11 protein-coding genes and 1 tRNA gene are annotated in these 12377 nt (G+C 54.6%); all 12 read left to right on the top strand.

Going from position 1 to position 12377, the window contains the following annotated elements; genetic code table 11:
- Positions 1 to 123: 123 nt before the first annotated feature.
- The 12 genes from ACVWXZ_RS04225 (at position 124) to ACVWXZ_RS04280 (ending at position 12375) form a co-directional block, all read left to right on the top strand.
- Positions 124 to 756 (top strand): hemerythrin domain-containing protein, encoded by a 633-nt coding sequence (locus ACVWXZ_RS04225; protein WP_457482198.1) that lies wholly within the window; start codon positions 124 to 126, stop codon positions 754 to 756.
- A gap of 71 nt (positions 757 to 827) precedes the next feature.
- Positions 828 to 1016: a DUF4089 domain-containing protein gene (locus ACVWXZ_RS04230; protein ID WP_414427682.1), complete on the top strand. Its 189-nt coding sequence runs from the start codon at positions 828 to 830 to the stop codon at positions 1014 to 1016.
- The gene (locus ACVWXZ_RS04235; RefSeq protein WP_457482199.1) at positions 1013 to 2413 is read left to right on the top strand and encodes an AtzE family amidohydrolase; all 1401 of its coding nucleotides are present in this window, start codon (positions 1013 to 1015) and stop codon (positions 2411 to 2413) included. Before ACVWXZ_RS04230 ends, ACVWXZ_RS04235 begins: the two co-directional genes overlap by 4 nt.
- Before the next feature lie 331 nt (positions 2414 to 2744).
- The gene (locus ACVWXZ_RS04240) at positions 2745 to 3629 is read left to right on the top strand and encodes a hypothetical protein (RefSeq protein WP_457393121.1); all 885 of its coding nucleotides are present in this window, start codon (positions 2745 to 2747) and stop codon (positions 3627 to 3629) included.
- Positions 3630 to 4058: 429 nt separating this feature from the next.
- Positions 4059 to 5060, top strand: coding sequence for a zinc-dependent alcohol dehydrogenase family protein (locus ACVWXZ_RS04245; RefSeq protein ID WP_457403019.1), 1002 nt, complete (start codon positions 4059 to 4061; stop codon positions 5058 to 5060).
- Positions 5061 to 5093: 33 nt separating this feature from the next.
- Positions 5094 to 5663, top strand: coding sequence for a hypothetical protein (locus tag ACVWXZ_RS04250; protein WP_414332236.1), 570 nt, complete (start codon positions 5094 to 5096; stop codon positions 5661 to 5663).
- Between the two features lie 75 nt (positions 5664 to 5738).
- Positions 5739 to 7334, top strand: a complete 1596-nt coding sequence (locus ACVWXZ_RS04255; protein ID WP_457482209.1) for a bifunctional aminoglycoside phosphotransferase/ATP-binding protein — start codon at positions 5739 to 5741, stop codon at positions 7332 to 7334.
- Between the two features lie 318 nt (positions 7335 to 7652).
- On the top strand, positions 7653 to 8306 hold the full coding sequence (locus ACVWXZ_RS04260) for a Crp/Fnr family transcriptional regulator (protein WP_011434200.1): 654 nt from the start codon (positions 7653 to 7655) through the stop codon (positions 8304 to 8306).
- A gap of 59 nt (positions 8307 to 8365) precedes the next feature.
- A tRNA-Phe gene (locus tag ACVWXZ_RS04265) sits at positions 8366 to 8438 on the top strand.
- Positions 8439 to 8642: 204 nt separating this feature from the next.
- On the top strand, positions 8643 to 11177 hold the full coding sequence (locus tag ACVWXZ_RS04270) for a dynamin family protein (protein ID WP_457439716.1): 2535 nt from the start codon (positions 8643 to 8645) through the stop codon (positions 11175 to 11177).
- Positions 11178 to 11224: 47 nt separating this feature from the next.
- Positions 11225 to 11635 carry a KGK domain-containing protein gene (locus ACVWXZ_RS04275; protein WP_414332234.1) on the top strand — a complete coding sequence of 137 codons (411 nt, stop codon included), beginning with the start codon at positions 11225 to 11227 and terminating at the stop codon, positions 11633 to 11635.
- A 323-nt stretch (positions 11636 to 11958) separates the two neighbouring features.
- The gene (locus ACVWXZ_RS04280) at positions 11959 to 12375 is read left to right on the top strand and encodes a KGK domain-containing protein (RefSeq protein ID WP_457482200.1); all 417 of its coding nucleotides are present in this window, start codon (positions 11959 to 11961) and stop codon (positions 12373 to 12375) included.
- The last annotated feature ends 2 nt before the right edge of the window (positions 12376 to 12377 follow it).

A 12377-nucleotide genomic window follows, 5' to 3' on the forward strand; every position in this document is an offset into this window, starting at 1 on the left:
AACTTTTCCCAGGATTGCTGCCCGAGTGTATCCAAGACACCTGCGCTATTCCCGTACCCTTACGCAGGCCATCATTTCTTGACAAAGTTAAGCTGAGATGAAACTTCTCTGCTGTCAACTGCCATGTCTTCTGAGGAGTCCCTCCCGCTGACGCGAGCAACCTCTGCCGGTACGCTGGTTGCCCTTTGTGCTGAACAGCACCGCGTCATCCTGCAGTTTTTGACTCGCCTGTCTCGAGCGCCGGATCTGGATCTGGAGCAGCGACGCCTCTGTGTACAAAGGTTGCGGCAGCGCCTCTCCCGCCACATTCAACTGGAGCGCCATGTTCTCTACCCCCTGCTCAGGTCGGCTCTCCAGGCGGATCCCCACCTTAGCGCCCAAACTGAGCGGCTGGAGCAACATCTGCGGGATCAGATTCCAGAGCTGACGCGCTTTTTGCACCAATCAGAGCGCACCCCGCAGCAGGTGGATCCTTCTGCTGCCCTTCACTTCTATCGGCAATTGCGGGCTCAGTTTGATCAGGAGGAGAAAATCTTGCATCCCCTCTTTGCCCAGCATGTCTCTCCCGCCGCGGAGCAGCAGCAGTTGCGCCTATTCCGCAAACGCCTGCAAGCCAGCGCTGCTTCCAATCGCTCTGCACATAGCCGTCGCGTCGCTCTGGAGGAGCTGGAACGGCAAGCGGTAACCCGTCCTGTCTTGCCCAACGAGCGCTTCTGGTCGCTGCAGGGCAACGCTGTGCAGATGTCCGCTCCCTAGTTGACGACGGTCTTGTTGTTGGAGGCTAGTGGTGGTATTTTTGCTGCAATCGGCTCCCTGACCCCAAAACCATGCAGCCCTGGGATCCCGAAACCTACGTCGATCAAATGGCCCAACTGCTGCAACTGCCCCTGCATCCTCAACACCGAGCAGGGGTGATCGAAAACTTTGCCCGCTTTCTGCCCATTGCTCAACAGGTGCTGGAGTTCCCGTTGCCGCCGATAGTTGAGCCAGATCCCACCTTTGACCCTCAGCCATGACCGGGGATCCCCACCTTCTCGGCAGCGCTGACGCGTTCTCTATTGCCAGGGCTGTCCGCCAGGGATCCGTGAGCGCCCAAGCGGTGGTGGCCGCCTGTCTGGAGCGGATTCGCCGGCGGGATCCCCAGCTCAATGCCTTTACAGCTGTCTTGGAGGAATCGGCCTTACAAGCGGCGGAGCAGGTGGATCGACAGGTGGCTCAAGGGATCCCTGTAGGCCCGTTGGCAGGGGTGCCCTTTGCCGTCAAGAACTTATTTGACGTGGCCGGCCTCACCACCCTGGCTGGCTCGGCGATCAACCGCGAGAATCCCCCGGCCATCCAAGATGCAACGGTGGTGGCTCGTCTCAAGCAGGCAGGGGCAATCTTGGTGGGCACCCTCAATATGGACGAGTATGCCTATGGCTTCGTCACCGAAAACAGCCACTACGGCCCCACCCACAACCCCCACGATCTCAGCCGCAGTGCGGGGGGATCCTCCGGCGGCTCGGCAGCTGCAGTAGCAGGAGGTTTGGTGCCCCTTGCCCTGGGCAGCGACACCAACGGCTCGATTCGGGTACCGGCCTCTTTGTGTGGCGTCTACGGCCTCAAGCCCACCTATGGCCGTCTATCGCGGGCAGGAGCGGCTCTGTTTGCCGCCAGCTTTGACCACGTGGGCCCCTTGGCCCGTTCGGTGGCCGATATTGCCCTCAGCTTCGATGTCATGCAAGGGCCGGATCCCCAAGATCCCGTCTGTACCCGGCGTCCTGTAGATCCCACCTTTGGGCAATTGGGGCAGGGGATCGAGGGCTTGCGCATCGCGGTGGCGGATGATTACTTTGCCCGAGGGGCAGAGCCCCCCATCTTGGCCGGGGTAGAAAAGGTGGCCCAAGCCCTGGGGGCCCGCCAGACTGTGCGGATCCCGGAAGCCCAGCGCGCCCGTGCCGCCGCCTTCCTGATCACGGCTGCTGAGGGAGCCAACCTGCACTTGCCCAACCTGCGAACTCGCCCCCACGACTTTGACCCGGCCACCCGGGATCGCTTTTTGGCCGGAGCCCTGTTGCCTGCCAGTTGGATCTTGCAGGCGCAGCGCTTTCGCCGCTGGTATCGCCAGCAGGTGCAGGCCATTTTTCAGGAGATCGATCTGTTCATCGCCCCCACCACCCCCTGCTTTGCCCCCTTGCTCGGCCAAGAGAAGATGGTGATCGATGGGGTAGAGGTTCTCACTCGGCCCAACCTCGGCCTCTACACTCAGCCCCTCTCGTTTATCGGCCTGCCGGTGCTTTCAGTGCCGTTGCGCGAGAGCGGATCCCTGCCCTTTGGCGTACAACTGGTGGCCGCCCCCTATCAAGAAGCCAAACTGCTGCGGGCAGCCGCCTATTTGGAGAAGCTAGGGATCCCCAATGCCCAGCCGGTCTGAGCCATGAAGAGCCCTGCTTTTGCAGCGTATCTAGCGTTAGGACTCGCGGGCATCCTCTTGTAGACACTAAATGTGTAGATAAACATTTTGCGGTCAAGAGAATGATTGCCTTGGGGGAGAAGCTCTAGTCTCCGTATGGCCCGTGGGCAATGTCTGAAGCTGGATTTGGGCAGACTCTTTGGCCTTGGCTCGCAAGAGAGATTGGGGCACCGGATATTAAAGTAAAATTAAGCCCCCAGTTGTTGTATCGAATGCCTCCTTTTCCGGGCTTGGCCAATAGAATGAACAGCATAAAATAGACACGGCACCCCCACCTGGACTCTATAACCCTATGGATCATCCTGATTCTGTGGCTCGGCGCTACACGAAACTCTGCGAGGCTTATCTCTCTCTCAATGAAGCCTTCGCCAAATTGGATCAGTCCCACAGCCGCCTACAGCGCTACATCAAACGACTCTTTCCGCTCAAGCCGATTTTGCAAGAGCAGCTTAAGCAGAGCGACCGCTGGATGAACTCCTTACGAGAAGAACTGCAAGCCAAAGAGGCCCGGCTTGGCGAGCTAATCGCCAACTACGACCAAGTCTGCGGCGAGCTGGACTCTACCAAAGCAGAACTGTTGAGCGCTCAAGCGCTGATTGAGAAACTGGAAGCCGAAAATGCTCAGGTTTTGGAACGCTTGAGTCGGCTCACCAACATGGAAGAGGAAATGGCAAACTTGGCGGAACAGCTGGCCCAAGCGAACGAAGCTTGTCAGCAGATGGAGGCTCGAAATCGCGAGCTGGAGCGAGCTTTGGGAGACCGGGATCAGCACATTTACAGCCTGCAAGAGCGATTGGCACAATTGGAGCAAGAGATGGCCTTCCTGAAAGCTCAGCGGGATGAGGCCCAGCAAGCTGCACAACTGGCTGTATCTCGCGCTGAGCAGGCGGAAGCTAGGCTGAAGGTGCAAACCGAACAAGTTCAGACTTTGCAAAATAAGCTCCATCAAGCCGAGGAGCAGCTGGCCATGGTAACCCTGAACGAGCTGGAGCTCCTGCTCAGCCATAACTCGATGAACCTCTTGCGAGAAGCGGGGCAGGCTGCAGAAGTAGATGCCCAGGTGCTGGCAACCGTACCGACCTCTCTGGCCGAGGCGGAACACATTCTGCTGGAGATCGACCAGTTCATTCAGTTCATTTTGGCCTACTCGGAGCCCATGAAGTCGCAGGCTGCGTGACATACTCCCGACGCTGTAGCTAGCTTCCCGCAGGGTTGCTACGCACACAGCGCGGGCTTCTCAGTGACCCCTGCTATCGCTTCAGACATTTCCTGAGCTTAAGGACTACGTCCCGCTGACGCGAAAAGGACGGGATGCCCCACCGCCCTGTAGAGTAGTGCGTAGTGACTAGTCACTAGTCACTAGCCTTTTTATTGCTTCATGGAGTGGGGTGACGGCTTCGGTTTTGCGTGGGTATGTTGACCCTGCGCATACAGCGCGGGGCTTCTCGGCGGTTTAGCTAAAATAGGCTAGAGAGCAGCTGCAAGACTCCGCAGGGTTGCAAAGCAACACCCCAATGGGGAGATGCCCATCTTCTCATCACCAGAACAAACTCTACCCTGCATCCTTTGAGCGGGCCAACCCAACTGAAGCTGACAACTTGAGCGCATGAAAGCCGTAGTCATGAGTGTGCCCGGCGGGCCAGAGGTTCTGCAGCTCCGAGAAGTACCTGAGCCCCAAATTCGCGGCGAGCGGGAGCTGCGCATCCGTCTGAGGGCAGCCGGCGTCAACCCCATCGACACCAAACTGCGGCAACGGGGCACCTTCTATCCAGAGGAGATGCCCGCCATTTTGGGGTGTGACGGTGCCGGCATTGTGGAAGCCGTGGGATCCGGAGTTAGGCACTTTACAGTGGGAGACGAGGTGTACTTCTGCCACGGGGGTCTGGGCAGGCAGGCGGGGAATTACGCCGAGCTGATCGTGGTGGACGAGCGTTTTGTGGCTCCCAAGCCCAGAACTCTGAGCTTTGCGGAGGCTGCTGCTGCCCCGCTGGTGCTGATCACCGCCTGGGAAGCGCTTTACGACCGGGGACGTCTCCAGGCCGGCCAAAGTGTGCTCATCCACGGGGGAGCGGGTGGAGTTGGCCATGTGGCCATTCAACTGGCCCGTCTACGGGGATCCAAAGTGGCCACCACCGTGAGCACCCCGGAAAAGGCGGAGTTTGTCCGTTCCCTAGGCGCCGGCTTGCCCATCTTCTACCGGCAGACAGACTTTGTGCGCGCCGTTTTGGACTGGACAGGGGGAGAGGGGGTGGATCTTGCCCTAGATACCTTGGGCGGCAAGCTATTGGAGCAGACCTTCCCCGCAGTGCGCGTGTACGGAGATATCGTCACCCTGCTGGCCCCGGCCCCAGAGATCGACTGGCGGGTGGCTCGCGACCGCAACTTGCGGGTGGGATTTGAGCTGATGCTCACCCCGATGCTGAAAAGCCTGACCAACGCCCAACAAAATCAGGCGGAAATCCTCAGGCAATGTGCCCGCCTCATCGACCAAGGCCAACTGCGGATCCAGCTCAGCCACACCTTTCCTCTGGCCGAAGCGGCTGCCGCCCACCGGTTGCTGGAGCAGGGATCCGTTCTGGGCAAAATTGCCTTAACCATCCCCGAGTAGGCATGCTGGAGAAAGCCCGTTGAGGATCTGCCCATGGTTGCTCCTCTCACCCCCCACCTGCTGGAGAACGAGAGCTTCTACGAAAATGCCCTCTGCTGGCTAGGGCGACCCCAGACGGCCTATCGACTGTTGAGCGAAGCAGTTTTTCCTGCCATCTCCTCTTGGGTGCGGGGGGAGGTAGATAGCCACTCTTTTAACCACTGGCAACTGGAGGATGTGCGCACCTTTCTGTATCCGGTGGTGGCTCTGGGGGATCAAGAAACCCTTGTTCTCTCCAGTGAAGCCCTGCTCCTCTGCGGCATCGGCAACTATTACAACCCCTGTGACTTGGCCATTGTGGTGTTCGTGCAGCAGCCCCAAGAGCTGTTCAGCCAACTGATGCAGCGCATTCGCCGGGCCGAAGCCACTATCAGCCGCGGGCCAGACGTGCGCATGCTCTCGGAACAGGTAAACCTGGCCAAGCGCGGACAAGACTACATCAACACCAAATATCTGGTCTGGCCCTACGCTCTTTCCGGTGCTGCTCAAGATACGCTAATTCAGCAGGGGATCAGCCTCATCCGTCTTTCCCCTCAAGAAGCCGCCTTGCCCTTTAAGGAATAGGTGGAGGACAATCTGCTCTGTCGGCGGAAGATAGGGATCCCCGTCCAAGCCCTTTTTCCATCTCTATCGTTTTTCATGGTCGATACCCACCTGCCCCCCTTGATCCAAGCGATGCTGGATCCCGCCTTCTACCCTCATCCGGTACAGGATCCCATTCGGCTTATTCAAACCCACATTTCCTATATTCTGCTGACAGGCGACTATGCCTATAAAGTGAAAAAGCCTTTGGACTTTGGCTTTTTGAACTTCACCACCCTGGAGAGGCGGCGCCACTTTTGCCAAGAAGAGCTGCGCATGAACCAGCGCGGTGCTCCCGGCCTTTATCTGCAAGTGTTGCCCATTGTCCAGACCGATGGCCGATTTCAGTTCAACAGCAGCGGCGAGCCCATAGAATACGCTCTGCAAATGCGGCAATTTCCCCAAGAGCAACTGTTCAGCAACCTGTTTGAGCGGGGAGAGCTAACGCCGTCCTTGATGGAGGAGCTGGGGCGGGTGGTGGCGACGTTTCATGCCCAAACCGAGACCAACGACTACATCCGCAGCTTTGGCCGGCCAGAACGGGTGCGAGAAGCCTTTGACGAGAATTACGCCCAAACCCAGCGCTACGTCGGCGGCCCACAAACAGCTCAGCAATATCGAGAAACCCAAGCCTACACCGATCGCTTTTTTGCTGAGCGGCAGGAGCTGTTTCAACAAAGAATAGAACAAAACCGCATTCGTGAATGCCACGGAGACCTGCACCTAGGCAACATCTGTTTTTGGGAAGGGAAGATCCTGCTTTTTGATTGCATCGAGTTTAATGAAGCCTTCCGCTTTGTGGATGTCATGTACGACATATCCTATGGGGTGATGGATCTGGATGCCCGCCATCGCCCCGATCTGGGAAACGCCTATTTGAACACCTACCTGGAAGAAACCGGAGATTGGGAAGGGTTGAAGATCTTGCCTATTTACCTCAATCGGCAGGCCTACGTGCGGGCCAAGGTCACCTCTTTTTTGCTGGAGGATCCCACTGCAGCAGAGGAAGCCAAGGCCACAGCCTTTAGCACCGCCGCCCGCTATTACCGTCTTGCCTGGGAATACACCCTCCCCAAGCAGGGGCAATTGTTCCTGATGTCAGGATTGTCGGGATCCGGCAAAAGCACGGTAGCCCGCCACTTGGCCCGTCAGCGGGGAGCCATTCACATTCGCTCCGATGCGGTGCGCAAGCATTTGGCCGGGATCCCTCTGCGGCAACGGGGGGGGCCGGAGGTTTATACCCCGGAGATGACCGATAAAACCTACCGCCGCTTGGTGCAGTTGGGAGTAGAGCTGGCCCAGGAAGGCTACACCGTGATTCTGGACGCCAAGTTTGACCGGCAAGCCCTGCGGGGGATGGCCATTGATCAGGCCCAACGCCAAGGGATCCCACTGCGCATCCTCCACTGCTACGCCCCTGAACCTGTTTTGCGGGAGCGCCTGCAACGCCGCAGCCCAGCTCCTCAACCCCTCTTGGCCCCAGCTGGTTCCAGCGATGGAGATCAGCAGCACTCTGCCGACATTGCTGATGCCACCGCCGAGATGCTCTCCCAACAGCAGGCCCACTGGCAGGATTTTTCCGAGTCGGAACGGCCTTTTTTAAAGGTTTTGGATACCAGCCAAGATTGGCAATCTCAACTTCAGCAGGTCTAGATCTCGACTCAAACTGCACAAACTCGAGAAAATTGCTATCAGCAAGATGGATTTTGCCGTTTCTGGGCTAGAGGATGGCAGCAGCTTTTGTTGTGCAGGGATCCCTTTCCAAAGTAGAGGTCAAAATTGGGTCTAAAGCTCTGTCCTGTTGGTACGCAGTTCGCCTCGGCGGGCCATAGACCTGAGAGAGACGGTAGGCTGAGGGGCATGTTGACGTGTCTGTGCAGGCCCACCCTTTTCCCATCCCACTCGACCAGAACTGACCACGTGCAGGAGGATCCCACGGTGAGCGATGTAACTCCAGATGACCTACGCCTGATGCTCCTGTTTGAGGGCTTTCCTCCTGAGAGGCTAGAGCCTCTGGCCGGGCAAATGTCGTTGCGCTCCCACCCGGTCAACCAGGCCATCTTGTTACAAAATGACTGGGGTAACGCCGTTTATTTCATCCTGGAAGGGTGGGTCAAGATTCGCACCCATGATCTCGAAGGCCGGGAGATCACCCTCACCATTCTTGGTCCAGGGGAAATCTTCGGGGAGATGGCTGCTTTGGATGAAGCACCTCGCTCTACCGACGTTGTAGCCCTAACAGCCACCAAAGTCAGTTGTCTGTCGGCCCAACACTTCCTGGCTTTTTTGGCTTCTGATCCTCAGGCCGGCATCCGCCTTGCTCAGCTCATGTCGCGCCGCTTGCGGCAGATCAACCGTCGTCTGCAGTTGCGCGAGGCCAGCAGTACGGCCCGTGTTGCCGATATCCTGCTGTTCTTGGCCGAATCTCGTGGCCGGGTTAGCCGGAGTGGTGTAGAGATCCCCAACTTGCCCCATCGGGAGCTGAGCAGCCTCAGTGGCCTGGCTCGGGAAACGGTCACTCGCGTTCTGTCTAAGCTGGAGCAAGAGGAGCTGATCCGCCGGGATCGCAACCGAGATGTTCTCTGCATCCCCCAGATGGAGGCTTTGGAGAAACTGATTGGCTAAATTGGGGGCGCCACCAGTTGTCAAAACCCCCCTCGACATCGTAAGATAGTAGGTCCGGAGCCGGGATAGCTCAGTTGGTAGAGCAGAGGACTGAAAATCCTCGTGTCACCAGTTCAAGTCTGGTTCCTGGCATCTGGTATGAGTATGCTGAGGCGGGCTTGGGTCAACGACCTAAGCCTTTTTGCTATGTCGGTCTGGGGAGTTCTGCTCTTCTCTCTTCACGTGTATGCACATATAGCCACACAGCTCCGGGACTGAAGAAAATTGTTGTAGGAATCCTCACCTCAAGCATAGGCAAGTTATAATCCCGGCAGCCTCTGTGGAGATTGCTCTCTTATGTCTGTAAAGCTCCTGCCTCAGTGTGAGAACTTGAAAGAGCAGGTTGAAGCTATCCTGCAACTCTGGCATCAGGATTCCACTTTTTCGGGCAAGCAAGATACCACTCGGATTCAAGCTTCCCTCAGCAAAGCTATTTCTCCAACCTTCGAGATTGTCTTTGCCGGTGCTTTCAGTGCTGGCAAGTCTATGCTAATCAATGCCCTCTTAGAAAGAGAGCTTCTCTACAGCGCCGAGGGGCACGCCACAGGGACAGAGTGCTACATCGCCTACGCAGAGCCAAATGCGGAGAGGGTAGTGCTCACTTTTCTTAGCGAGCAGGAAGTGCAAGAACAGATGACCGCCTTCTGCGCTTTCCTAAACTTGGCTCCGTCACTCAGCAGGCTGGAAGACACTGCACTGAATCCCCTGAAGGAGCGTGCTGAGGCTATTATTCAGCAGGAGGGAGGCAAAAGCAAGTCAGAGCGGGCGAAGCAGGCGGATGCACTTCGCTTGTTGATTACAGGTTTCCAGCAGAACCGGGACAAAATTCACCCTACCGAGAACAAAGTTTTCTCAATGGAGCAGCTCAACTTCGGCAACCTAAGGGAAGCTGCGGGTTTTGCCCGGCGCGGCGCCAATAGCGCAGTTTTGCGAAAGGTGGAATACTATTGCCACCACCCCTTGCTGGAAGATGGAAACGTTATTGTCGATACTCCTGGGATCGATGCTCCAGTCAAAGCGGATGCAGAGCGCACCTATCGAAAAATTGCCGATCCGGATACGTCCGCAGTTGTTTGCGTCCTCAAGTGTGCTGCAACAGGCGAACTAACCAAGGAAGAGACAGAACTTATTGAACACATTCAAGGTAATGACAGCATCAGGGATCGGGTCTTCTATGTGTTTAACCGGATTGATGAGACTTGGTACAACGCACAACTAAAGCATAGACTAGAAAACATTATCGACCAGCAGTTTCGTCAACTCCGCGTATTTAAGACAAGCGGCCTTCTCGGCTTCTATGGTTCCCAGATCAAGACAACTACCCCTGAGGATCGATTTGGACTGGATACAATCTTTTCAGAAAGCATCAAAGAATTGGGTGGTGAGGAAGAAACGCCCCAGTTTGTCAGCGAGTTTAACAAGTACTGCACGTCAGGTAGGTTGGTTGGATCCCCGTTCCGCCCTTCTGTACATGGGTACGACACACCCATAAATAACTACGTTCGGATTCTGAGGGAGTGGGGAAAACCTTTGATTGAGTATATGATTAAAGATAGCGGTATTGAAGACTTTCGGGCTGGGATCACTCGTTATTTAACGGAAGAAAAGCGGCCACAGCTATTTTCCGCGCTGGCCGATGATTTGCAACCTCTCTGCATCGAGATGAGGAAGTCCTATCTAGATCTCTACCGAGACATTGATAGCCAGCCCAAAGAGATTGACAGCATGATTTCCTATGAGCTGACGCTGATCAATCAGCAGCTAGCCAGTATTGGCCGAGAGTTTGACGAGCATATCCAGACAGTAGTCAATAAAGTTATTAACGGAGAAAACAAAGAATTTGAGAACGATTTCCGTAAATTGCAGGCTAGGATGGTACGGAGGCTAGATGAGCTTTTGGATACTTTTTCGTTGGACAATGTTTACAGTCAAGCCGTTCGCATTCGTCCCCGCAACTCCACAGCTCCATTCTTAGCTGTATTGGTCGAAGCCTTTTATTATTTGTCCAACCATCTAGAGGACATCCTGGTAGAATCAGCCAGCACGCTTGTAGAGAACTTCTTTCGTCGCCTTGTTGATGAAGTTCGCAGCTCGAGCTACTACAGGCAGTTGTTTCGCCTACTGGGATCCGATGGGGACTTGGAGAAAAAGCTTCTTTTGGTTAAGGAGGTAACTTTGAGTTCTCTTGTCAATGGTGCCCGAAAAGAGTGCGACCGCTACCTCAGAGAAAGTCCCCGCTTCTATGAGGAAGGAACATTCTCGATCTACCAGTTTCGAGAAGTCCTAAAACAAACCAGCCAATCATACGACATCTCTGCCATTCAAGACGCAGAGCCTGGAATCCGACAATTACTCAAGCTTGACTTCGAGCCGAAAATTAACCAGACAGTGCGTTCTAGCTTCCGACAAGAGACCAACAACACTCTAAAAACTCAACTATTGCCGGTTGCCAAGCAAGTAGCCGACGAGATTTTACAAAAGTATCCAGAAGCAAAGCAGTTCATGGAAGCAACTCTCAGAAAAGAGGCCGAAGAAAAAATTGCGCTTAACCAACAGCGGCTGAAAGAACTGGAGGCAAGCATAGACAAGTACAACCAAGCTGTTTCTGGGATCAACCTCTGCCTGCAGGCTTTGGGCCTCAATCGCGAGATGCTGCCCTTGATTACTCGTCCTGAACCTTCCTCTGTTGGTGAGTCAGTTCAAATTTTGGCAAGTCTTCCTGAACAGCAAGTAGGTGACAGCAATGCAAGCGAAGCAGTCGCTCTTGGTCGTTCTACACCCATAGACGAGAGTTTTCCAGAGTTGGATAGCATTCTCGATGATTTGAGATAGAGCGGCTTGTCTTTGTTTTTGGCCTTTCACTTGATCCAGATAAAGTCATGGGATCCAAATCGATACCTCTACAGCAGCACCCAGAAGGGATCCTCTCTGTAAGGGAGAAAACTTTCAAGGTTGCCAACTTGGTCAAAGCAGCCCAAGAGGACTTGACCAAGAAAGAAGAGCTGCATCGCTTGTTCATTGCGGCCTTGAGATCCTCAGGGATCCTGCCGCCGGAAGACTTGCTCAACATTGCCAGTAGCCTTCTTGCTCCCAAGCCAGAAGAAAAATTGTTGCAAGAAGCGAAGTGGTTTGGGCAGGGACTTGCTTGTCAGCTCTTGGTGCCGGGCAAGAAAGATTGGGAAAAAGGCAGAGTCAGATTGCGGATCACTGTAGAGTTTGAGCCAGAGGATACAGGCTCAGAGAGCAGCAGCGGATCCCCTCTGGATGACCTTCGCGAAAGTGAGAGCTAGCCTAAGCCAGAGAGACATAGAGGGGGTTGGGCAAGTGTCAAGTAATGATCAATCTCAGGAGTGCTTTGTTGAGCTAGATATTTTCCAAAATACTGTCATTGATATAGGAGGACGCCTAATCTACTCGCAAGAGTTTGCTCAGGTGTACTCAGAGATTGTTTATGAGAGTATCAGATCCTACTTATCCAGCAAACTTAGCGAAAAGGGAGTCTCGATTCTATGGAGCAACTTGAACGGAATAACTAACGTGAAAGGAATTCCTGCTAAACTCTTACGTCCTGGCTCACCGTGGATTGTTGTCTCTATGTCTTGAGGTCGATAAGATGACAAAAACATCCATTAATCTTAGCCAACTGGGAGACGGAGTTATCACTTTTATCAACAAGAACAATAAGCAGAAAGTCTACATGATTTCCAAGCTTTGCGATTCTATCAATTCTTATTTCCTGAGGTTTGACCGAATGGGAAGCGGACTAGACAGTCACTTGAGTTCGTCTGAGATACAAACAGGTATTCCCTATGAAGATCAGGTTCATTTTTTCCATAAAGGAGTTCCATGCTCGATTCTTTCTCCTAAAACTAACGGTTGGCAGACCGGTAGAGTAAAAGTAAGAGTAGAAGTTACGATTGACTTTTATCCTGACAATCCTGAATTTCTGATAAAAGAACCCGACCAAGAGATATTAGAACCTCTAGATGAAAAGTCTCCACTGGACGATCTTCGCAGTATGGATGAATAACG

It is taken from the genome of Thermostichus sp. MS-CIW-38 (assembly GCF_054058415.1).